Raw genomic sequence first — 23,191 nt, 5'->3', positions numbered from 1 at the left:
GTCTTTAAATGCACGCGCCTACCGTGACCTTAAACCGCATGGTTCTTGTTCCGGTAGCCGCACCCTTTTAGGGTGCGTGTTTTTAAATCCAACTGCCGCGCCTACCGTGACCTTAAACCGCATGGTTCTTGTTCTGGTAGCCGCACCCTTTTAGGGTGCGTGGTTTTAAACCTGACTGCCGCGGTCTAAAGACCCGCGTCTACCATGGCAAATTGCACAACCATCATAACCGAGCCTGCAAACTGGTCCGTGCTTCTTATGCTCGTAAACCAGCTTCATCGCATTAATTTTCGATCACATGTTCGCTTCAACCCAGCTGCTGCTACGCTGCCGTACCTCCCAGCTGTGCCCGTAGCAGGGGGGATGTGAATAACTTATTACTGCTAATTCACACCGATGTTTAGGTTTATCCAAAACGGTTTGCGTCAATAAACACGTGCTATAAAAACAATTAACAAATCCATAAAACGCCAATAAAAACAGACAGATTAAAAACAATAACAGTAACACGATAACGCGAGATTCGGCTGGTTTTGATAGTAGTCTTAGTTAACATAAGATACATTATGCGACGTTGAGAATATTTGTTTTGTATGTGGAAAACCTGTGCGTTTGTTTCGTGGTTTTTGCCATGATTGGCTTGAATTGTTTTGTATTTCTACTTGTAACTTGTCAGCTGTAACTTGTCATTTGCAACCTGTCAGCTGTAAACTGCAACCTGTCACTTGTCTCTAATCAAATCCTGCGATATTTGCCCTTTTACGCGTATTTCCTCTAATTGCTGTATCTGTGTGTCAATTTCGCTTATAAATGCGTCGGAAACGGCTTTTAAGGCGGTATTTTTAGCTTTTAGCCGGGATATCAAGGCATCTATGTCGTTTATAATCAGTCCCTGCCTGGTATATATGGTTTTAAGCAGTTCGGCCTTATCAGAGCTGTTTGTATGGCTTATGCTGGCCTGGTCCAGAAACTCGTATGCCGCAAGGCGGTCAAATTCCAGTTTGTCGCCATAATTTATGGCCGTTATAAGGCTGTCAGTGATGTCCGCGGGATTTTTTAAGGATTCGTACAAGCCGGGCCTTTGGCCAAGGATTTCCAGTTTAACCTGATCACTTTGATGCTTTAAACTGTTAATTTCATTTATAACCCGGCTGCGCCGCTGCACTGTGCGCTCGCGCCGGTTTCTGTCGGCGAAATTCCATAAAGACGCCTTTGCCGGGTTCAGCCTTAAAGTGTTGAGAATTTTTTCTTTTTCGGCAATTGTCACAAGCAGCGCCTGATGCTTTTTAACAGACTCATATGCCGAACCGGTTAAAGCCGCATCGGCAGGTAAAGCCGGCCGGAAAGCTAAAATTGTAATCAGTACAAAAATGCATTTTTTAATCACCGGTTTTCTCCGTTATTGAATATTTCTGAATTTTGTACTGCAGTGTGGTCCTGCTTATCTGCAGTTCTTTTGATGTTTTTGTCTGGTTGTAATTATTGTTTTTCAGAGACGCTTCTATAATTTTTTTCTCAAACGCCTCAACCATATTTTCAAGGCCGCCGTTTCCGGATGATTCCGCTTCAGCGGATGTTTTTCCAAGGGCGTCCGTGATGTTAAGTTCGCTGCCGGCAGACAATATCACTGCGCGTTCAATTATATTCTGCAGTTCCCTTACGTTACCCGGCCAGCCGTATGATAGAAGCGCGTTTTTGCCCGCCGGTGTAAATTTAAACCTGCCGTGTTTTGACGCGAATGTTTCGGCAAGCGCCTGAATATCTTCTTTTCTGTTCCTTAAAGGTGGTATATTAACGGGGAAAACATTTACCCTGTAGAACAGGTCTTCCCTGAATTCCCCTTTTTTTATAAGTTCTTCAAGGTTTCTGTTTGTGGCGCACAAGACCCTTGCGTTTGTGGATAATGATTTACTGCCGCCCACGCGTTCATAAGTTTTATTTTCAAGTACGCGCAGCAGTTTGACCTGAATGTCCAAAGGAATGTCGCCAAGCTCGTCAAGAAAAAGCGTGCCGTCCTGCGCGGTTTCTATTCTTCCCCTTCTTAGCTTGTCGGCGCCGGTAAACGCGCCTTTTTCGTGGCCAAACAGCTCTGACTCTATTACGCCTTTGGCATACGCGGCGCAGTGGACGGGCACAAAAGGCCCTTTTCTGCCGCTTAATTTATGTATGGTGTACGCAATCAGTTCTTTGCCTGTGCCGGTTTCTCCGGTAATTAGAACTGTGACATCGTTTGCCGCTATTTTAGAAATGCTGGTTTTTATTGAATTTATTTCCGGGCTTGTACCCGCTATTTCGCCAAAAGCGCTGTCCTGCTGGCTTACGTAAAGGTTTTTATCTTCTTTTATTTTTTTAATTTTAAGCAGGTTTTCTGTTTTTATTTCAAGTTCTTCAAGCGAGAACGGTTTGGGGACATATTCGTCGGCGCCGGCTTTCATGGCTTCTATGGCGCTGTTTATGGAAGAAAAAGCGGTCATGACAATTACGGGTGAATCCGGGCTTAATGTTTTAAATTTTGAAAGCAGTTCTATGCCGGTCATCCCGGGAAGTTTAATATCGGTTATAAGAATATCAAATCCGTTGTCGGCCATAGCTGTCAGGGCTTTTTCCGCGGATTCAAAGGCGGATACTTCATACCTGTCTGACAGCGCGGTTTCCACTGATTCGCGTATGTTTTTTTCATCTTCTACAAGCAGCACCCTGTTCATAATTTACCCTTTTTCTGCCCTATTGTAATGACAAATACATTAAGGCCGTTTTCTGATTTGTATTGAATTCTGCCGCCGTGTTTTTCAATTATGTTTTTTGTAATTGCAAGGCCTATTCCCATGCCGCCGGGCTTTGTGGTAAAAAACGGTATGAATATTTTTTCTGCCGCGGCCGCGTCAATTAACTGCGCGTTATTGGTTATTGTAATTGCGCGCGCGGGCTCGTTATATGTTATTTTAACCGACGTAGCGCCTGCTTCGTAGCTGTTTTTAATAATATTTTTTACCGCCCGTTCCATTAAAAGCGTGTCTATGTTTATAGAAGCTGTCCGGGGGTTCACTTGTATTTCCACATCCGGGTACTGGTCTGTTATAAGCGTCATAAAATCGGCTGCGGGAATTTCTTCGCGCATAACATCTTCCTCTTTTGCAAAGTGTATAAAGCGGTCGGTTATGTTATTCAATCTCATTATCTCTTCGCGTATCTTTTCCGCAAGCTTTACGCTGTTTTTTTCCTGTCCCGGCCTTTGTATAAGTTCTGCCAGGGTGTGAATCGCGGCGGCCGGGTTTTTAATTTCGTGCGCCAGCCCCATGGCGGTTATCTGAATCTCTTTAAAACGCGTCTCCTGTGATTCTTTAAGCGCTTCCACCATATTATTTATCCCCTGCTGAAGGTATGTGATTTCGTCAAATCCGGACGGTATTAAAGGGCTCTTTTCGGCGCCTGATGAAATCTGTTCCATTGCGGTAACGGTCTGCCCTATCCTTTTTGTGACAAAGTAAGAGAATATAAAAGCCAGAATCATGGAAACCAGAAGCAATAACGCCACTATAGTCAGCTGTGATTTTTTAATATTTGTAAAAGCCTGAAGCGACTCCCCTTTCTGTTCAAGGGTAATGGTACCGTAAGTTTTTCCATTTCTTGAATAGGTATGGTAATACTTTTTTATTGGTACGCCGTTGTCAAAAAAAGTGACGGAATACTGCGACCCCATTGCCGTAATATAACTGTCTAAAAGCGGCTGCGACTGTGAAGTGGAAGCGCTTATACCGCCGTTTTTGCCAAAAAGGGTTATATCGGTTTTCCAGAGCGCGGCCTGCTTTTTAAGGGTTTCCATAAAAACCGAATATACACCGGTTGACGAGTACTCTTTTGAAAGTGAAAAAATGATAGGTTCCGTGAATGAATCAATGTGCTGCGCGACCGCTTTTAACCTGCTGTCTGTTTCCGCGTCAAGGATGTTTTTAAAAGCGGTGTTTACAAAAAGGTTCAGCAGAAAAACATTAATAAGCAGTATCGCGGCAAAGCCGGTAAAAATTTCCCATTTAAGCAGTTTTTTATGCTTCATTTTCAGAAACTGACGGAAGAACCAATTCCCGCGGTGAAATAGCTGTAATTGTAAAGGCCGAATGTTTCATACTGCATGTTGGAATTATAATCCGTAAATGAGGCTTTGGCTGAAATTTCCCACCATTCAAATATTGAATGTTTAAGGTCAAGGGATACAGTGTAATTGTTGTCTTTCTGAAGGTCCGGTTTGTATAATCCTTCTTTATCCTTTGCATATCGGGTGTTATAGTTAACCGCTTCCACCATTAAAGCAATAACAGCGGTTGTGGTCTGCCCTTTGAATAACAGGTCGGGGATGCCGTAATGTATGGTGAAGTTAAGCGTGTGCCCCAGATAATTGTAGTAATTTTTTATGTATTTGTCGTCTTCGGGTTCTGTGGTGCCAAGCTGATCGTAATAGTTCTGGTTGGTCAGTTTTACCGTAAGCCCGTACCCGAAAGATATGCCGCTGTAGTCGTCAGCGTAATAAGGGATTTCAAGGGTTAAGCGTGAATACTTATCAACCCTGCGTTCGTCGGTCAATACTCCGTCAAGGTAAATGATTTTCTGTTCGGTATAGGGCGTATATTCGTATGAAAATTCAAAGTTTGTAAACCAGCCGGAACTTCCCCATTTGATGTTATCAGACGCGTAGATGTTGTATGAAAGGCTGTCTTTCTCTTTTGTATATGTGTTGGGGTTTGTGTTGCTGCCGATAAGTTCCTGAACGGACGGGTCTGATACAAGGGTTGAATAATTGGGAAAACGCCTGTCGGTGTATTTAAACCCTGCCGCGATTTCATTACCCATATCCCCGATGTCAAAGATGTTGATATTTTCAAGGTAAAATCCTTTATCGGCATAATCATAAAGCCCTTTGCCGATAACTTCATCCTGAGTCTGCTGCGAAAAGTCCTTTCTGTAAAAGCCGCGAAGCCTTAATTCCCAGCCGCCCGGGTTAATTTCATAGTTAAAACCGTAAGAAATATAAGCGTCCAGCCACTGTGAAAACAGAAACCGCTCGTCGTCTATGTTAAGCGGCTGTGCCGTAGAGGCGTAGTTTAAAGTAACGGTGGGTATAAACCAAAGCTGAGGCAATAAATCCGTGTTTACCATAAAAGAACCCGCGGCATCAGCGGCGCCGCTTAGTTTTTTCTGAAGTTCTTCATCAACGGAAGTATAAGGATAAGCAAGGCTGGCGTTCAGGTCAAGCGCGGGCGTAAATTCCCACGCGAAAATACCGGTTATAATTAAAAGTAAAAAACATAATGATAAATATAATTTCTTCACAAAAAGGCCTCCTTGAATATTTTTTTATGGATTAATTATAACCTTATAAACTGATAATTTCAATTTTAAAATTTATGCGTGACCGACAGAGAAATATATAAGTTATTCCCTGTGGAATTATCCGAATAACGTAGAAAACTGTATTCTGGGCGGATTTCCGCGGACATATCCTCTGAAAATTGATACCCCGCTTTAATATTCGCGGAATATGAATGGAAGATATAATGCCCTGCCTCGGGGATGTGATATTCTTTAAATGATAACTTAAGGGCAAGCGACAATGGGTCAAATTTTTTTTTAAAAGAAGCATAAGCGGAGTATTTTTTAAACGAAACGGCCGCGTCCAGGCTTGCCGCTTCCGCGGATACATTTAAAGTAGCTCCGGCGGCATCATAAATATCAGCCGGTTTTATTGAATATAATATATAACTTCCGGATATTGCGGCTGTAAAATCATCTTCAAAATAATATGAAGCGGACAGTTCGGGCGCTGTAGTTGTGTAAGATATGTGGTTTTTTTCTGAATCAGCCCTTCTTCCGGTATAATTTTCATTTAACACCGGATAACTTACGGTATCTACCGCAAAAGACGCGCCGGGTGTTATTTCCAGGGAATCAAATGTTATTGAAGGCAAAATTAAAACGCCGTGGGATATAAGCCCCACAGGATAACCGGTTTCTTCTGCGGCTGTTTCTGTTGCCGGAGAATAATAAGTGCTGCCGGTATAAAATGTATAATTGCCTAAAACTGAAAAAATATCATTTATGGAGGTGTAGTAAGAGGCCCCCGCCGAGAACGCGTTTGTATCAACTGATGAAAATGAATAAAGTGCTGTTATCATAAACGCGCTGTCTTCAATTTCCGCGTAAATATCCGCTGAAATGCCTTTTGTCCCTGATGTGTTAAAAAATATTTCTGCCGTAAAATCTGAAGGCAGAGCAAAAGTGGGAATAAAAAAAATAAATATTAAAGGCAGTAATGTTTTTCTCAAAAGAAGGCTCCTATAAATTAAAAAGGGCCGCTTTTAAGCGGCCCTTTTTAACTGAATTTATCTTTTTCCTGACCCTGATTTTGCCCTTTCCTGTGTTCTTTCCTGAACCCTTTCTTTTGCCTGTTCTTTCTGAGTTTCGGACATATTCTTATTCATTTTCTGTGATTTGTTTTTGTTCATTTCTTTATTACCGCTGCCGTCCTGATTGCCTGCTCTTTCCTGTTTCATTTCCCTTGCCCTTTCGCGTGCCTGATTCTTCTGTTCTTCGTTTAAGCCTTCCCATTTTGCTTTAACTTTTTTGGCGGCTTTTGCTTTCTGTTCGCCGTTCATTTTCTGCCACTTTGCGTTTGTCTTTTCTTTTGCTTTAAGTTTTTTTTCTTCTGACATATTCTTCCATTTTGCCTGCGTTTCTTCCATTACCTGTTCCTGCTGCTGCGGGTCAAGTGTTTCAAATGCCTGTTCCTGTGCCGCTGTCTGTACCTGCTGTGCTGTCTGTTCTGCCGCGATAAGCTGGGTGCCGGATAAGAGCAATCCTGTTACAAGTGCCAAGATAATCTTTTTCATTTCTTCCTCCTTTTTGCCCCATTCAAGGGGAAATTTTAATTATTAGGGTTTAACATTGTCCACCATAGCAGTTTGGAAACTATATCTATATCCTGGCCGTTGAACGCGGAAGATGTAAGGTTAAGTTCAACGTTGGTGAATTTAATGATGTCGGCAAAATCCCTGACTGTTCCGTTCCACTGCTGAATTTTACCGTAATCGTTTATTAAATACATTTCTGTCTTTAACCAGCTTCCGTCGTTGTATCTTTTGAGTTCAGTCCATTTAAGGTCAGAGTTAAGCAGCTTGTTTGGAGCTTCGGTAAGTTTGACAAATTTTACTGCGTTTGCATCAAAGCTGTTAGATACCGCCAGATAGTTTTCTTCAGGGTTTAATGTATTGCCTGTTGTGGAACCCGTGGAAATCCATGCGGCGTATTCAATGTCGCTCTTATCGGGATAAATTAAGCTTACTTCGTTTGTAAAGGTCTTGTCGTCTGCCATTTTTATCCAGCGGTATTCCATTGGGTCGTGCTGCCATAGCATGGTTCTGTCTGCAACAAACTTCTGGTGTTCTTTTATGTCGCCGTCAATCCATAGTGCTTTTTCATATTCGGGCAGCACCCATAAAGCGGAATCTGTACCCAATTGTTTTGGCTGCGCAAACAGGTATTTATCATCCGCATAATTATCGAACACTACCATTTCATAACCATTTCCGCCAACTACCGCTTCCTGATAACCATATTTTAACATCGTTTCAACGCGGTGTTCGGTATTTGATATAACGACGCGTTCCTGTGTCCTGTAGAACTTTGGCATATCAATAGAAACCCACGCTTTCTGCCACGCTGAAGCGGGTATTATTTTTGGAAGGGGCGTATTAAACATATTCATGGCGCGAAGGTAATCTATTCTGTCATCCCTAAGCGTGATTGAAAGCAGGTCCACCTGGTTCGGTGTGGGCCTGAAAACATACTCTTCAATTCTTACCCTTCTGCCTTTAACGTCTGTCATATTTTTGCCAAGATGAAGGTCGGCTTTCATTTCGCCGTTAACAAACCGTAAATCTTCCCAGGAATGTTTTAAAGCGGAGTTCATTTCGCCGCGCAGTTTGTTTTTAAAGTGGTGACGTATGCGTGACTGCGCATTTTTTGTGTCATTCGCGTCTTTTCCGCCAAGCGTCAGTTTAGTTTCGGCTTTCCCTTCTGTTTTGCCTTCTTTTTGAAGTTTCTTCTTAATCATATACTGAATAACCGCATCGCCGTTTTCCTGTTTTAACTGCCTTATTACTTTTATTTCTTCCCTCATGGAATCAAACCTGCGTTCAAATTTCCACATAGAGCTTAAATCTGAAGGTGAAGACGGCCTTAAAGCGCCTTTGTTAAGGCGCGATTCTTTGCCTTTTCCAACCATGATTCTATTATTGTTTCCCTGCGCGAAAAAAGCCACAAGCCCTTCGTTTACCCCAAGTGAAGCGCCGTTGTCATCCGCGTCTATTGCAAGTTCTGTCCCTTTTATGGCAGCGACTGCCATTTTAGTATGAATTTCAAATGTGGAATCCGTGTCGCGAAGTTTATCAACAACGGCAAGAAGGCGGCCCTTTAAAAGGTTAAAAACCGTTACTGCTGATTTGTCTCTTTTCAGTTCGGTTAATTTAAGTTCGGCATTGGACTCAAGGCGAACCATTGTAGCGTCGTCAAAGGTGATTTCAATGTAACTGTCAGAAAGCGTCTTTATTGACGCGCCTTCAAAAACAGGCATACTTATAGACGCGTTAGCCCGTTTTTTAGCGCCAGGCGCTGTTACATACGCCTCTCCGCCGTAATCGGATACCACGGCTATTGAGTGAATAATTGAAGCCGCATTTAAGTTTAAGGACATAAATACCAGGCAGATTACCGCTAAGAGTGTTCGTGTTATGTTTTTCATGTTATTACCTCCTAATTTTATTTTCCTGCATCATATTAATAGCAATATACGTGCCGGAAAAAAAGCTATAAAAATAAGGGGTTTTTATGGGAAGGGTGCCGGATTTCCGGCAGGAATGAGTATTTTTGGGCAGTTTATTTCTTGATTGGTGCTGTTGGTAATTTTGCCCTGTCAAACCAGAGATTTTCAATTGCCTGAATTGTTCTAAAGAATTCATCCACATCAAATGGTTTGGTTATGTAGCAGTTTGCCTTGTTTAAGTAGCTTTCAGAAATATCAGAAGGCGCGTCAGAGCTTGAAAGCACAATGACCGGTATTGAAGAAAGTTTTGGGTCGTTTTTTATCTGTACAAGTACTTCCTGCCCGTTAACTTTTGGCATTTTAAGGTCAAGCAGAATTACATCCGGCACGGGCGCGTTTTTATACTGCCCTTTTTTGTTCAGGAAATTAAGGGCTTCTTCCCCGTCTGAAAGTACAATTATTTCATTGTGTTTATTTTTCTGTTTAAGCGCCTCTATAGTAAGGCGTACGTCAACAGGATTATCGTCCACTATTAAAATTGTTACATTTTCCATTAATAAGTCTCCTTGTTAGTTCTTTAAATATTTTACATTATAAATTTCCGCCTTACAACTGTAAATATTGATATTTAAGTTATACTGTAAAGGTTTGTTTTCTTTCTGTACAGGGCGGAACCTGATTTAATAATGCTTATCAGATGGGCGTTTTCAAAAGGCACCGTGAAAAAATACATTATGCCCTGCTGCCTTATTTTTGTCTCTGTTTCCCTGCAGGTGTCATTACTGATGACTATAACAGGAAGAAGGTCATCCTGTTTTTTAAGCAATTTAAGGTTTTCAAGATCTGCCTGTGTTAATTTGCCGGAAATTGTATAAATAACAGAGTCGCAGCTGATTTTGTCAATATATTCGGGGAGGTCTTTGGAGTAAAAATGTGTGATTAAATAACTTGCGGGTTCCAGCAATTCTGTAAGGCTTTTTAATATCGGGCCGTGATTTCCGAAATAAAAAACAGTCAGCCTGATGTTTTGTGTTGATGTTTCCTGTTCCATAAAATCTCCTGAATAATTTTTATTATACCCGGGTGGCACTGGAATTAGGGGAATTTGGGGGTTTGGGAGGGTTAAAACGGCCAGTGCCGCCCGAAGTATGAGGTAAATTGTTAAGCTTTTAAAGAGCTTTATATGTTAAGTGTTATTTTTTAGGTGGCAGCACTGAACTGGGGAATTAGGGGGGTTGGGAGGGTTAAATCGTCCAGTGCTGCCATGAGTCATCTGTGTTTTGTTTTATAAGAACGCTTTACGTTATGTATATAAGCAATATGCGTGCCGGAGTATTTTTTATTATTTTTAAGGGAGAAATCAGAACGTTTACTGCTGCATAACTCCATTTTGCAACAGTTGGTGTATGATTTTTATGACAGTTGCGTGAATTAAGCAGAAAGCAGATAAGCAATTAAGCATAAGCGAAACACCTTATACAAAGTTTGTTCCTGTCCTTATACGGTTACGCTTTTGTTTAACTGCTTATAGTTTAAAACGCTTTATTTTAAATTAATCTTCCGCGGGCTAAAGACCCGCATCTACCACGGATAAACCGATCTTTAGTTCTTACCGAGCTGCCGAGCTGCGTTCTTTAATACTCTATTCCGTATTTATTTAACTTCCTGTAAAGCATATCTCTGCTTATATTCAGGGCTTTGGCCATTTCTGTTTTATTTTCGCCAAAACGGTTTAAAGCCCTTATGAAAAATTCTTTTTCCGCTGTCTCTATAAAGTTTTTTAAAGTTCCGGTGTTTTGAATGTCACCGCCTTCGTTTAATCTTTCATCCTGTGAAGTCTGCGCGGGCAAAGGCTGCTTTCTTCTTACGGCCTCGGGAAAGTCGCTTAGTTTTATAACCTGCCCTTCTGACATTACAACCGCGCTGTTTACGGCGTTTTTAAGCTCGCGTATGTTGCCCGGCCAGGTATAAGCCATTAATGCTTGCAGTGTTTCTTCTTCTATATTTTTTTCAGCGCCGGATTGATTTATAAAATGATTAATAAGCAGCGGGATATCTGTTATCCGGTTTCTTAAAGGCGGAACGGCTATTCTTAAAACCGAAAGCCGGTAATAAAGGTCTGTCCTGAATCTTCCGGATGCAATTTCGTCTTCAAGCACTTTGTTGGTTGCCGCGATTATGCGGACGTCTGAATGCAGTTCCTGGGTGCTGCCAAGCCGTCTGAAACTTCCTGTTTCAAGTACCCTTAAAAGTTTTACCTGAGACGCGCTGTCCATTTCGCCTATTTCATCTATAAAAAGAGTGCCGTTATCGGCAAGTTCAAAAAGCCCCCTTTTCTGGCCCGCGGCGCCCGTAAACGCGCCTTTTTCATGGCCGAATAATTCGTTTTCCAGAAGGTCGTGGGGCATAGCGCCGCAGTTTATTGCGATAATGGGCCCGGCTGAACGGGCGCTTTGAATGTGAAGCGCGTTGGCGATAAGTTCTTTGCCTGTGCCGCTTTCACCTTCTATAAGAACCGGAAGCCCGGAAGGCGCAGTTTTTTTAATGAATTTCATCATATTTATAACGGGTTCAGATTCGCCTATTATTACAAGGCGGTCATCCTGCGTGTCTGCCGTATGTTTTAAAATGTTTTTGGGGGCGGAAAGCTTTTCTATGGCCCAGATAAGGCGTTTTGAATCATCCGGAAGGATAAAATAATCGTCAATATCCATTTCAAAAAGTTTATTCATAATTTCGTCCGCCGCATTTCTTTCCGCTATTGCGGCCACTTTTGAACCGCTGCGTTCATCGCGCAGGCGTTGTATAAGCGCGTAAGAAGTGTCAAAGTCAAAAGAAAGAGATATCAGGGCAAGGTCAAAATACGGGATAATTTCGGAAGGTACGGAAAAATTTTCCTTTTTTTCAAGGTATAAAAATTCAGCATTATTGGAAGATACCAGTTGTCTGAAATAATCCGCCTTTTCTTTTGAAACATAAATAAGTATTTTCATTTAATCCCCTTTTAAACATTATAACAAATGCGGGAATAAATTAACATAGCGGTTTTACAGGTGTTATAAACGGTTAAATTCAATCTGCCGCGTGATGCTGTTTAACGGGAAGCGTAAATTTAAATACAGAGCCGCCGCTTCCTTCTCCATCGGATTCAACCCAGATTTTTCCGCCGTGGCGCTCCACAACTTTTTTACACAGTGCCAGCCCTATTCCGGTGCCGGGAAATTTATCTCTGGGATGAAGGCTTTCAAAGATTTCAAAGATTTTATCAAAGTAAACTTTATTAATACCAATGCCGTTATCGGCAACCGCAAATTCCACGCTGCCGTCCTTTATGGCGGCGGTTATATTTATCTGAGCCCGGGGTGACCTGTTATATTTAAGCGCGTTTTCAATAAGGTTTGATAAGACCTGTTCAAGCCCTGTGCTGTCCCCTTCAATCCGGAAAGACTTATCAAATTCCGTTTTATACGTTATTAACGCGTTTGGATGCATCTGCTGATATAAATCTGTTAACCGGCTTATCAGGCTATTAATATCAATACTTTCAATACCGCTGTCAAAGCGCCCGGCTTTGGCATACTCCAGAATGTCGTGAATCTGCGTTGTCATACGCGAAGCCGCGGTGGAAATAAAGCCAAGCATCTCTTTACCTTCCGCGTTAAGTGACGGGCCGAATTTTTTCTCTATAAGCTCCGAATACAGGCGAAGGATGCGAAGCGGTTCTTTAAGGTCGTGTGATGAAACATAAGCGTACTGTTCAAGGTCTTCGTTGGAACGCTTTAATTCTATCATTGTTTTTTCAAGTTCGGTGATTTTATCTTTAATACTTACGCGCATTTTTTCAAAATTTTCAGCCAGTACGGCAATTTCGTTGTTGCCCTGAATTTCAATCGCGTAATTCAGATCTCCGGCGGCAATGGCTTCTGTTGCTTTTGTAAGCTTTGTAACCGGCAGCAAAGACCTATAGACAAACAGCGTAAGCAGCAGCAGCCCGGCAAAAAAAGAAGCCCCGCCTGATGCCACAAATCCCAGATAAAAAGGGCGTATTTCAGAGTATTTATCTTTTAAAGGAACGGTATAAATTATATACCAGTCCCATGCCGGATAATGCCTGAAAACAAACCAGTAACTGACCCCGTTGATTTTTTCGTTAAATTGTCCGCTGCCCTTCGCGATTATCCTGTTTTTTATTGAATCGGGAATAAAAGCCCGCAGAATCTCTTTGTGCGCCGGATGCGACAGTGAAACGCCGTCCCTTTGTATAATGGTAAAAGAGGCTCCGTTTTCCATATTTATGCAGTAGGTTTTGTGTATGTCAAGCAGGGCTGAATCCTGAAAAGCTTTAATGTAAATTGGAATGTTATGTGAGAGTTTTAATCTGTCATTTTTCCTTTCAAGAATTCCTATAATCCCGTCAAATCTGTAGTTTACAACCTCTGTCCTGCTGTTGTTTATCATCCTTGCAAGGGCGGTATTTGTTAGCAGAATAAAAATAGCGGAAGAAAAAATCAAAGTAATACACGCAATAATAAAAACGGTTGTGGTTATTGATGTGCGTCTTTTCATTGTTCATTCCCCCGCAAAACGGGCCTGGTCAATAAGCTCCATCGGGAAGATAATCCCAAGTTTCTTGGCCAGTTTCATGTTTAATATGATTTCGGCGCGGTTGGACCGGGTTACCGGTATTTCAGAAGGTTTTTTACCTTTAAGGATTTCAAGCGCGGTATAAGCTGAATATTCTCCGAATTCAAAATTATCTTTGGCGTAGCTAATAACGGAAATGTTTTCAAGGTGTGTTGATACGGTGCCGGTTATTTTCTGTATATGATTTTTCACAAAAAGTTCCGCTTCTAAATTGTCCCAGTTTTTTATTCCGGAATTGTTTCTTAAGAGCAAAGCATCAGAAGTTTTCTGCATCTCCAGGAAAGCGTTTTTCCATGATTCAAAATCTGATACAAATCGGATTTCTGAAAATGATAATTTAAGAATTTGATTATAGTATTTAAGCGAATCTCTGTCCGTCAGGGTGTCGCCGGTCAGCATTGCGATTTTACTGCCTGTTGAATACTTTTTCATTGCTTCTATAAGCTCAAGAAGAAGCTCCACTTCAACCTGGCCTGTGGCGTTTTTGTACGGGTATCCATATTTTTTTTCATCCCAATTTACGCCGTTAAATACAACGGGAATATCAGAATTTTTGAAATATGGCGCTATTACATATTTGCTTGCCGCGTCATCAAATGCAAGAATTACATCTGGTTTGTATTGATTTATTTGTGTTACAGCCTGTTTGGCTTTTTCCTGTAATTTATTCTTACCAGTAATGTTTTTCGAGTCCATGTAGAAGATCCGGACTTCGATACCTTCCGACCGAAGGATTTTAAGCGCTGAATTCCGGCTCATCATATTTGGGATGTATTCAGGGTGGTAAGAATCAATAATGAAAATTTTTTTCCCGTGTACTGATATTTTTGAAACCGGTTCTGAAGTTTTTTTACAGCTTATAAAAAACGCGGCCAGATATAAAATTATCAAAAATAGGAATAACTTTTTCATAATAAGCCCCTGATAATTATATTAATTTCCTTTAATAATAATAACACATTAAAGTTATAATACAATCAATCAGTTGTATTATATCAAAAAACTAAATATCTATGTGATGTTTTAATATAATATATTATTTGTTCTTGCCGCAGCAAAGCTTGTACTTTTTTCCGCTTCCGCACGGGCATGGGTCGTTTCTGCCTATTTTGGGCTGGTCGCGCCTTATTGTTTCCACTTTGGACGGGGCTTCCCCTGAATTGGCGTACATCTCCCTTTCGTCCAGTTTTGCGGGCTGCTGTGCCGTGGGCATTGAAAATTCGGGGCGCAGTTCCTGCGTGCGGGAACTTGCCTGCCTGCGTCCAAGCTGGTTTTCGTTTACCACCTGAACCCTGAAAACAAATTCCACGGTTTCGTGTTCAAGGCTGACCATCATTGACTGAAACATGTCAAAGCCGTCTTTTTTGTATTCTATCAACGGGTCTTTGTGAGCATACGCCCTAAGCCCGATGCCCTCTTTAAGGTGGTCCATATTGTACAGGTGTTCTCTCCATTTGGTGTCAATGACCTGCAAAAAGATGCTTCTTTCAATTTCCCTCATAAGCCCTTCGCCAAGGGATTTTTCTTTTTTATCATAAGCTTCTTTAACAAGGTTAAATACGTCTTCTTCAAGTATTTCCCGTGTAAGCTGCGATACGTCTTTTGTCTTTGGGTCTATTGAATATTCCACGCCATATGTTGAAAAAAGCCTGGCTTTAAGCTGTTCGTAGTCCCATTCTTCGGGATAAACTTTTTCAGGCGCTATGTCAAAAATAATGTCTTTAGTCACTTCTGATATCATTTCAACTATGGTGTCTTTAATGTTCGCGCCCTCAAGGATAAGCTGGCGCCTTGAATATATGGCTGTCCTCTGCTGGTTCATGACATCGTCATATTCAAGCAGGTGTTTTCTTATGGAAAAGTTATGCCCTTCAACGGATTTCTGGGCGCGCTCTATTGATTTGCTTATCCACGGATGCTGAACTTCTTCGTCTTCTGTCATGCCAAGCCCGGTCATCATGCCCTTTATTTTTTCCGACCCGAAAATACGCATAAGGTCGTCTTCAAGCGAAATAAAAAAACGCGATTCGCCGGGGTCGCCCTGCCTTCCGGAACGCCCCCTTAACTGATTATCTATTCGCCTGCTTTCATGGCGTTCCGTGCCTATTACGTAAAGCCCGCCAAGTTCAAACACGCCTTCGCCAAGCTTAATGTCGGTGCCTCGCCCTGCCATGTTGGTGGCAACCGTGACGGCGCCGGCCTTGCCCGCCATGGAAACAATTTCAGCTTCACGTTCGTGGTTTTTCGCGTTTAACAGTTCGTGTTTTACGCCGCGTTTTCTTAAAAGTTCGCTTAAATGCTCGTTTTTCGCGATAGAGGTGGTACCCACAAGCACGGGCTGCCCTTTTTTGTAACGTTCCATAATGTCATTGGCAATGGCTTTATATTTGCCTTTTTCGTTAAGGTAAATCATATCAGCCTGGTCTTTTCTTACCATTGGATTGTTTGTCGGAACCACTATAACGTCAAGTTTGTAAATCTGCCAGAATTCTTCGGCTTCTGTTTCCGCTGTACCGGTCATGCCGGCAAGTTTTTCATACATCCTGAAATAGTTCTGAATTGTAATGGTGGCAAGCGTCTGGTTTTCGCGTTCTATCTTTACGCGCTCTTTTGCTTCCACTGCCTGGTGCAGCCCGTCCGACCATCTGCGCCCCGGCATAAGCCTTCCTGTGAATTCGTCAACAATGGTCACTTTTCCTTCTTTTACAATGTAATCTTTGTCGCGCTTGAAAAGCGTGTGCGCTTTTAATGCCTGGCTTATGTGGTGCACTGTTTCTATGTGCTGCGGTTCGTAAAGGTTTTCAATTTCAAGCAGTTTTTCCGCGGTGGTAACGCCGGCTTCGGTAAGCGTGGCGTTATGCGCTTTTTCATCAATGACATAATCGCGTTCCTTTACAAGCTTGGGGATTATGCGGTCTATTCGGTAATACATGTCGGTTGATTCTTCGCCCGGGCCGGAAATAATTAACGGCGTCCTGGCTTCATCTATTAAAATACTGTCCACTTCGTCCACTATGCAGTAATACAGTTTACGCTGTACGCGTTCTTCCGGATACACGGCCATATTGTCCCTTAAATAGTCAAAACCGAATTCTGAATTTGTGCCGTATGTTATGTCGCATGCGTAAGCTTCTTTTCTTTGGGCATTGGGCATGTTGTTTTTTATGCAGCCCACTGTAAGCCCCAGAAAGCGGTATATCTCTCCCATTCCGCGGAAATTTCCAATACCCATACTGTCGCGTTCCGCAAGGTAGTCATTTACCGTTATTACATGCACGCCTTTTTCTGTAAGCGCGTTTAAATATACGGCAAGGGTGGCAACAAGGGTTTTTCCTTCACCTGTTCTCATTTCCGCTATTTTACCGGAATTTAAAACCATACCGCCCATAAGCTGAACGTCAAAATGGCGCATATTAAGCGTCCTTTTGCCGGCTTCCCTTACAACCGCGAAAGCCGCGGGCAGTATATCTTCAAGGGTTTCCCCGTTTTTTAACCGTTCTTTAAATTTTACAGTTTCCCCGCGCAGTTCATCATCTGTCATTGCGGATACCTGAGGCTCCATTTCGTTAATTATATCAACCATGGGCTGCAGTTTTTTTATTTCCCTGTCATTTCTGGTTCCGAATATCTGTTTGAAAAAATTCAGCATAATTATGTCCTCTCGTTATAAGCGGCTTTAAGCCGCGTTGTTTTTAATTAATGATTAATTTTGAAAAGCGGTTTATTCCAGTGTGTAGTCTTTGCTTTTCTTCTTTTTTCCGCTGGATTTAAGGATGATAAGTATAATGATTATGATAAGCAGGATAATTCCCGCAAGAATGGCGTATATTATCATCGGGTTAAAAGGTTCCGCGAATACTTCAAGCGGAAATATTTTTTCAATATTTCCTGATGTTAATTTAAGTGTAAGCTGTATGTTAACCGGGCCGTCGTATCCGGTGATCCTTTCCACGTTGTAATACAGTTCTTTCTTTTCGCCTTTAAGGATTGTCTGAAGGTTTTTTATGTTCTCGGTAATCATTATCCTTGGATGCGCCGCGCGCAGTTCGGCTGTTGTATTCATTGCGGAACCCTGGCCGATGTTTTCTATTGCCATGGTCAGCCTTAGTTTCTTTTCGCCTGTTAAAAGCGGAAGCATTCCGTAATAATTGGCGGAGTTTTTATTTATCACCACTTCTTCCACAGAAAGCGATGCCACCTGAAAATTAGGAAGGGCCGCAACTGTGGGAACGGGAGTGGGCTTTGGCGTTGGAGCGGGTTTATATACGGTTTTCTTTTTGGGCTTTGGCGCCGGTTTTGGCGTGGGTTTGGGCGTCGGTTTTGCGGTAGGCGCGGGCACTGCCGTAGGCGGAGGTTTTACAATTGAAGAATTAAGAAGGCTGCCGGTTGACTGTTCTTCAACGGTATCCACCTGAATAAGGTCATCATCATTATCATAAAGCCCCGCCATTATGTACACGGGCAGGAAAAGTACTATAGTTACTATGAATGCAGAAAAGCGTTTAAGCATTGTATCCTCCAAAAATTATAATTTAATAATAATAACATAACAGCTGATTTATTAATATGTTTTAATACTTTTCCTGTTTTTTTACCGCGCCGTTGGCGTCAAACTGGGTGATTTTTGTCAGCTTGCCGTTTTTATAAGCGGCTTCGGTTTCTATCACTCCGTTTGGATAAAACGACACATAGTTGCCGTCAAGCACGCCGTTTTTGTATGACTCTTCTTCTTCCATAATGCCGGTTTCGTAGAACAATCTGAAAACTCCGTGCTTCATGCCATTGCGGTAAGTGCCCTGAAGTTTTATTTTCCCGGCGGGATAATACTGTGAATAGCCGCCGTGAAGCCCGTTGTTTTTAAATTCCCCTTCTTCTTCCAGAAAACCGCTGTCGGAAAAAAGGGAAAAACGGCCGTTTAAGTTGTTGTTTTTATAGGTCATTTCTGACATAAGGGCGCCGTTGTCATTGTACATACGGACTACGCCGCTTATTTTTTCGCCTTCGCGTTTAATTGTGCCGTCGCTGCTGTAATGCCAGGTGGCTGCCGGCCTGCCATTCTTAAAAAAACGCTGTATGTTTGCCTGTACTGTCGTGGTTAAAAGGTCCATAAATCTCCCTGTAATTTATAACAATAATTATATAATGTTTATTACTTTTTGTAAATAAACTAATAAAATTCATAATTTGATATTATTTTTTTGACCTGAGTTTTAAGAATATAATAAATAAGAGGATTAAAGCGGCAAGTATGGAAATCAAGGCTGTCTTTAATCCTGAAAAATCTATTTTAATCTTTTTAGCGTCTTTGGGGGTTTTCCACACTTTTACAATACCGCTGCCCATTCCTGCCGCAAAGAACTTTCCTGACGCAGAGAAAGCTATACTGTAAACTTTGGACGGCAGGTTAATTTCTGAAAGTTTTGCGCCGTTTTTTGAATTGTAAAAAATAATCCTGCCGCTGCTGTCCCCCGCGGCAAGGTATTTTGAACCCGGCGAAAAAGCAATGCCCCGGATGCCGCCGCTAAAAGAGGCGTCTGACCACAGTTTGAATCCGTCTTCAGTCCTGTACACGCTTAATAAATTACTGTTTCCGCCCGCGGCAATAAGAGAAGAATCGGATGAAAATACAGCTGAATTTACCGGCTGGCCGTGAGTTATAAAGAGTTCTTTTTTTATGTTGATGCTGCCGGGCAAAAACATATTTTTAATGCCCGTGCTTTTGGATGTATTAAAAACATCTATTATGCTGCCTGAAGCGGCAAGAAACCTTTTTTTATCTCCGGAAAAGTCAACTTTACTGTAAATTGCGTTAGCCGAAGGAGAAAGTTCTTTTACCTTATTATGGGTTTTAAAACTGTAAATATAAGCTTTGTTGGATGATGCTGCCGCGAATAAACTGCCGTCATTATTGGCCGCACAGGATAAGGCGGCGGTATCCGATGTCTGCAGGTTTTTTAAAATATTGCCGGTTGAAACATCCCATAATTTTACAGCGCCGGAATAGTCGGATGATATAAGAATATTCGCGTTTAAGGAATACGCAAGGGCGGATACAGGGCTGCCCGAGGGCATTTTAAGTATGCCCTTTGCTTCTTTAAGGTCAAGCGTCCTGATTGCGCCGTCAAGATAAGCCGCCGCAATATCGTTATCAGATGACAGAAAAACAACAGATGAAGCCGGAAGTATCGCCAAGCGTATCTCTTTATATGGTTCAGCCGTAAACTGACTGCCTGCAAAAAGGTTTGCTGACGTTAAAAACATTATTAAAGACAGTGCTGATAATTTCATTTATTTTTCCTGCTTTCTATTTTTGCGTGATATGACGGGTCAAGTTCCAGTAATGTCCTGAATATTTTTTCCGCTTCTTTATATTTGCCCTGTTCGTGGTATAAAAATCCGAAATCATACAGTATTTCAGCGTTTTTTGGCGCAAGCGAGGCCGCGGTTTTATAAGCTTCTTCCGCGGGATTGTATTTTACCTGTTCATGCAGTATGTGAGCAAGCAGAAAATGGTGCATAGGGTCATTTTTATTAAGTTCTACCGCTTTTTTTGCGGCGTCTTCGGCGTCTTCGTATTTTGCAAGCCTAAGAGATATTTTTGCAAGTGCTACGCATGCTTTTTCAAAGCCGGGATTTTTTACCGTTAATTTTTTAAAATATTCCATGGCTTCATCTGTTTTTTTAAGTTCCTGAAGGCAGACGGCGTAATTATATCCCGCATTAAGGTCGTCCGGTTTTGCGTTAAGATAGGCGGCGTAATTTTCAAGCGCCTGCGCGTATTTTTTTTCGTTAAAATATACCGTTGCCAAAGCCAGCCTGGACTTTGTTTCGCCCGGGCCTTCCTGAAGTATCTTTATATATGTCTGTTCCGCTTCATCGTATTTGCCGGCGGATGTGTATGCCGCGGCAATCTCTTTTAAAAGCGGGATACGGTCTTTTGCGAAATTAAGCGCGCCGTTAAGCGCTTCTGCCGCCTGCAAAAACTGCCCCTGCCCTTTAAGCGCTTTTGCAAGCCCGGTATAAGCGGGTATAAAATCGGGGCTCTTTTTTATAAGCATCTGATATTTTTCACCGGCGTTTTCGTAATTTCCTTCCGCAAAACTTAAGTCCGCGATGTTGGTAATCATCTGCGGGTCATCAGGCGCAAGTTCAAGGGCTTTTTCAAAAGCTTTCAGCGCGCCGGAATTGTTATTTATTTCTATTAATATATGGCCTAAAAATGAGTGGTATTGCGGCACAAGCGGCGCTTCCTGCGTAAGTTTTTCAAGTACATCAGATGCTTTGTCCAGTTTGCCTATATTTTTAAGGCATACCGCAAGGTCAAAACGCGCCTGCAGATTGGAAGGCTCCGCTGAGACTGTTTTATTAAGGTGCTGTTCCGCCTGCGCGTAATTTTTTTCTTTTATAAGAAGCTTAGCCGCTTTAAAGTTAATTAAGGCGTCATTGGGAAGAAGTTTCAGCGCGTTTTCGAAATGTTTCCGGGAATCTTCAAAACGGTTTTTATCAAAGTAGATTTCAGCAAGGCAGATATGGCTTAGGGCGTGTTTTGAATCCAGATTAAGGGCTTCTTGAAATTCTTTTACGGCGTTATCGGTTTCATTTTTTTCCATATGAATTATACCCATTTTATAATGAATATCAGCCCCGCCGCCGGAAGAGTTTATCGCGGTTTTCAGTATATTCTCACTGTCCTCTTTTCTTCCTGCCTGAGCGTAAAGCGCGCTTAACTGCATTGCTGTGTCTTTGTATCCGGGGTTATTTTTTATAATGGCTTCAAGATGAATCATGGCTTCGTTTTCTTTTTTCAGGTTTTTACAGCAGAGCGCAAGGCCGTAATGGCAGCCGCTGCAGCCCGTGGATATATTCATCCCTGAAGTATAATATACGGATGCCTTTTCAAAATCGCCTTTTTCAAAGTGGATATCCCCTAAAAGCTGCAGGGCATTATGATTTGACGGGTCTTTTTCCGTAAGTATGGTAAGTTTCTTTTCTGCGTCGTCTTTTTTCCCTTTCTTATAGTGTATAAGGGCGGATTTAAATAAAGCGGTTTTGTTTTCGGGGTCTGTTTTTAAAACAAGGTCAATGTATTTTTCCGCTTCATTATCCCTGTTTGTTTTTTCGGAAATTTCCGAAAGCATAAGCACGGCATTTATGTCCGGCGGCGTGTGGTGAAGGCAGTTTTTAAGTTCTTCTTCCGCCGCTTTTTCATTGCCGGAATAATAAAGGCAAGCGCCCAGCTGGAAATGAATTTTATCATGCAGTTCTTTTGATTCGGCGGCTTTTGAAAAATACTCAGCGGCCATGCCATAATTACCGGCGGCATAATAAAGCCTGCCAAGGTAAAATTTATAAGTCTGGTTTTCCGGGGCAAGTTCCACGGCTTTTTGCAGAAATTTTTCCGCGTCAGCGCCCATTTTTCTGCTTTCATAGATAAGCCCAAGGTTAAGCCAGGCAGGCGCGAAAGCGGGGTTAATTTGCGTTATTTTACTGAAAGCCGCCTCTGCGCGCGCCATATCCCTCTCCGCGTAATATAAAAGCCCCAGCTTATAGAAAGCGTCGGTATGCGCCGGATTCAGTTCAAGCGTTTCGGCAAAATGTTCTTTTGCGTCTTCTATCCTTTTTTCGGAAGCGTGTATCATTCCCATTATATAGTGGGCTTCCGCGAAATCCGGCCGTATACCCGTGGCTTTCTTGAACCAGGAAATGGCTTCATCTTTTTTGCCGGCTTTATAACAGACCACGCCAAGCGAGAAATATGCTTCGGCGTATATGGGATTTATGTCAACGGCTTTTTTAAACTTTTCTTCCGCCAAAGCGGGATTATTCTGCATGTAAGCCGAATGCCCCATTATGTAATGCGTTTCCGCCAGGTCGGGGTTGATTTCAACAGACCTTTTTAAAAGAGGGGCGGCTTGCGCGTGATGGTTTTCGGCTTCAAGCAGCCGGGCAATTTTTGTAATATAAATGCCGGCGCTATGGTAATGTTCCAGGGTTTTTCCGTAAATGATTTCGTCCCTGACCGCCCTTGGTGATTCCCGCAGCGCGCCGTTATCCATTATATTAATGTCAAATTTTGTATTGCCGTCGTCATAGCGGAGCATAAAATGCACGGTAGAGACAACTCCATAAACCGGGATATAAAGCGATTCGGCAAGCATAAGGTAGATAAGCCCTATGGTGCAGGAAATGCCTGTTTTATTTTTTATTACCTGTGGAATGGAAACATATTTAAACAGTTCATATGGAAGGGCCAGGTTTTCTTTTTTTATTTTGCCCGCGAAAAAATCATCCGCTTTTGAATCGGCTTTAAAACCCCATTCGCCGAAAAAGACGGAATTAAATATCTGTATCTTTTCTTTTGGCATCGGATCCCCGGAAATTTTTTTTCGCAGTTCCGCGGACATAGAGCCAAGCGCTGCACGCGCTTCGCCTTCGCTGTTTTCAGGGTCAATAAGTTTTGACAGTCCAAAAACTGAGTTTTCAAATTCAAAAGAGTGTTTATCAGGGGGAAAAACAGACTGGAAAATGTTCAGAAAGTCGTCTGAAATCTTCATTTTATTCCGGCCTTTTTTATCATTTTTTATTTCTCCCCGTCTAATTTTATTCATTATATAGGAACAGACGGAAGAATTAAAGGGGAAATAATGGATGTTGTTGTATGCTTTTGTGTGTAATTTAAGTAAAAGGGGTTCCTAACCTGTATTACAATGGTTTTTGCTGAGAAAACCAAACAGG

17 protein-coding genes are annotated in these 23,191 nt (G+C 42.1%); all 17 read right to left on the bottom strand.

From position 1 onward, the window contains the following. Positions 1–721: 721 nt before the first annotated feature. Positions 722–1,387 (bottom strand): hypothetical protein, encoded by a 666-nt coding sequence (locus tag JXR81_10120; GenBank protein MBN2755198.1) that lies wholly within the window; start codon positions 1,385–1,387, stop codon positions 722–724. Beyond that, entirely contained in the window at positions 1,380–2,705 is a 1,326-nt protein-coding gene (locus tag JXR81_10115) for a sigma-54-dependent Fis family transcriptional regulator (GenBank protein MBN2755197.1), read from the bottom strand. Before JXR81_10115 ends, JXR81_10120 begins: the two co-directional genes overlap by 8 nt. Then, positions 2,702–4,054, bottom strand: a complete 1,353-nt coding sequence (locus tag JXR81_10110; GenBank protein ID MBN2755196.1) for a HAMP domain-containing histidine kinase — start codon at positions 4,052–4,054, stop codon at positions 2,702–2,704. The genes JXR81_10115 and JXR81_10110 overlap by 4 nt, the downstream gene beginning before the upstream one ends. Before the next feature lie 2 nt (positions 4,055–4,056). Continuing rightward, the gene (locus JXR81_10105) at positions 4,057–5,325 is read right to left on the bottom strand and encodes a hypothetical protein (GenBank protein MBN2755195.1); all 1,269 of its coding nucleotides are present in this window, start codon (positions 5,323–5,325) and stop codon (positions 4,057–4,059) included. A 65-nt stretch (positions 5,326–5,390) separates the two neighbouring features. Then, complete coding sequence (locus JXR81_10100; protein MBN2755194.1) at positions 5,391–6,317, bottom strand: hypothetical protein; 927 nt, start codon at positions 6,315–6,317, stop codon at positions 5,391–5,393. A 57-nt stretch (positions 6,318–6,374) separates the two neighbouring features. Further along, entirely contained in the window at positions 6,375–6,881 is a 507-nt protein-coding gene (locus tag JXR81_10095; protein MBN2755193.1) for a DUF3106 domain-containing protein, read from the bottom strand. Between the two features lie 35 nt (positions 6,882–6,916). Next, the gene (locus JXR81_10090) at positions 6,917–8,791 is read right to left on the bottom strand and encodes a FecR domain-containing protein (GenBank protein ID MBN2755192.1); all 1,875 of its coding nucleotides are present in this window, start codon (positions 8,789–8,791) and stop codon (positions 6,917–6,919) included. A gap of 134 nt (positions 8,792–8,925) precedes the next feature. Continuing rightward, on the bottom strand, positions 8,926–9,366 hold the full coding sequence (locus JXR81_10085; protein ID MBN2755191.1) for a response regulator: 441 nt from the start codon (positions 9,364–9,366) through the stop codon (positions 8,926–8,928). A gap of 74 nt (positions 9,367–9,440) precedes the next feature. After that, positions 9,441–9,863 (bottom strand): hypothetical protein, encoded by a 423-nt coding sequence (locus JXR81_10080; protein MBN2755190.1) that lies wholly within the window; start codon positions 9,861–9,863, stop codon positions 9,441–9,443. A gap of 583 nt (positions 9,864–10,446) precedes the next feature. Continuing rightward, complete coding sequence (locus JXR81_10075; GenBank protein MBN2755189.1) at positions 10,447–11,805, bottom strand: sigma-54-dependent Fis family transcriptional regulator; 1,359 nt, start codon at positions 11,803–11,805, stop codon at positions 10,447–10,449. A gap of 79 nt (positions 11,806–11,884) precedes the next feature. Continuing rightward, the gene (locus JXR81_10070) at positions 11,885–13,378 is read right to left on the bottom strand and encodes a HAMP domain-containing protein (protein ID MBN2755188.1); all 1,494 of its coding nucleotides are present in this window, start codon (positions 13,376–13,378) and stop codon (positions 11,885–11,887) included. Between the two features lie 3 nt (positions 13,379–13,381). Beyond that, positions 13,382–14,368 (bottom strand): hypothetical protein, encoded by a 987-nt coding sequence (locus JXR81_10065; protein MBN2755187.1) that lies wholly within the window; start codon positions 14,366–14,368, stop codon positions 13,382–13,384. 124 nt (positions 14,369–14,492) lie between these two features. Next, positions 14,493–17,105: a preprotein translocase subunit SecA gene (secA, locus tag JXR81_10060; GenBank protein MBN2755186.1), complete on the bottom strand. Its 2,613-nt coding sequence runs from the start codon at positions 17,103–17,105 to the stop codon at positions 14,493–14,495. Positions 17,106–17,177: 72 nt separating this feature from the next. Next, on the bottom strand, positions 17,178–17,966 hold the full coding sequence (locus JXR81_10055) for a hypothetical protein (protein ID MBN2755185.1): 789 nt from the start codon (positions 17,964–17,966) through the stop codon (positions 17,178–17,180). Between the two features lie 61 nt (positions 17,967–18,027). Continuing rightward, the gene (locus JXR81_10050; GenBank protein ID MBN2755184.1) at positions 18,028–18,564 is read right to left on the bottom strand and encodes a toxin-antitoxin system YwqK family antitoxin; all 537 of its coding nucleotides are present in this window, start codon (positions 18,562–18,564) and stop codon (positions 18,028–18,030) included. 82 nt (positions 18,565–18,646) lie between these two features. Continuing rightward, entirely contained in the window at positions 18,647–19,744 is a 1,098-nt protein-coding gene (locus JXR81_10045) for a hypothetical protein (protein ID MBN2755183.1), read from the bottom strand. Then, entirely contained in the window at positions 19,741–23,010 is a 3,270-nt protein-coding gene (locus JXR81_10040) for a tetratricopeptide repeat protein (protein MBN2755182.1), read from the bottom strand. Before JXR81_10040 ends, JXR81_10045 begins: the two co-directional genes overlap by 4 nt. Positions 23,011–23,191 lie beyond the last annotated feature (181 nt).

The organism is Candidatus Goldiibacteriota bacterium (assembly GCA_016937715.1).
Lineage (GTDB): Bacteria > Oederibacteriota > PGYV01 > PGYV01 > PGYV01 > PGYV01.
This window is presented reverse-complemented; position numbering and strand designations above follow the sequence as displayed.

Excerpts from the sequence above, each read along its gene's own strand:
- JXR81_10095 (MBN2755193.1), bottom strand. The coding sequence starts at position 6,881 with ATGAAAAAGATTATCTTGGCACTTGTAACAGGATTGCTCTTATCCGGC.
- secA (MBN2755186.1), bottom strand. The coding sequence starts at position 17,105 with ATGCTGAATTTTTTCAAACAGATATTCGGAACCAGAAATGACAGGGAA.
- JXR81_10110 (MBN2755196.1), bottom strand. The coding sequence starts at position 4,054 with ATGAAGCATAAAAAACTGCTTAAATGGGAAATTTTTACCGGCTTTGCC.
- JXR81_10075 (MBN2755189.1), bottom strand. The coding sequence starts at position 11,805 with ATGAAAATACTTATTTATGTTTCAAAAGAAAAGGCGGATTATTTCAGA.
- JXR81_10090 (MBN2755192.1), bottom strand. The coding sequence starts at position 8,791 with ATGAAAAACATAACACGAACACTCTTAGCGGTAATCTGCCTGGTATTT.
- JXR81_10040 (MBN2755182.1), bottom strand. The coding sequence starts at position 23,010 with ATGAAGATTTCAGACGACTTTCTGAACATTTTCCAGTCTGTTTTTCCC.
- JXR81_10055 (MBN2755185.1), bottom strand. The coding sequence starts at position 17,966 with ATGCTTAAACGCTTTTCTGCATTCATAGTAACTATAGTACTTTTCCTG.
- JXR81_10080 (MBN2755190.1), bottom strand. The coding sequence starts at position 9,863 with ATGGAACAGGAAACATCAACACAAAACATCAGGCTGACTGTTTTTTAT.
- JXR81_10085 (MBN2755191.1), bottom strand. The coding sequence starts at position 9,366 with ATGGAAAATGTAACAATTTTAATAGTGGACGATAATCCTGTTGACGTA.
- JXR81_10045 (MBN2755183.1), bottom strand. The coding sequence starts at position 19,744 with ATGAAATTATCAGCACTGTCTTTAATAATGTTTTTAACGTCAGCAAAC.
- JXR81_10050 (MBN2755184.1), bottom strand. The coding sequence starts at position 18,564 with ATGGACCTTTTAACCACGACAGTACAGGCAAACATACAGCGTTTTTTT.
- JXR81_10065 (MBN2755187.1), bottom strand. The coding sequence starts at position 14,368 with ATGAAAAAGTTATTCCTATTTTTGATAATTTTATATCTGGCCGCGTTT.
- JXR81_10070 (MBN2755188.1), bottom strand. The coding sequence starts at position 13,378 with ATGAAAAGACGCACATCAATAACCACAACCGTTTTTATTATTGCGTGT.
- JXR81_10115 (MBN2755197.1), bottom strand. The coding sequence starts at position 2,705 with ATGAACAGGGTGCTGCTTGTAGAAGATGAAAAAAACATACGCGAATCA.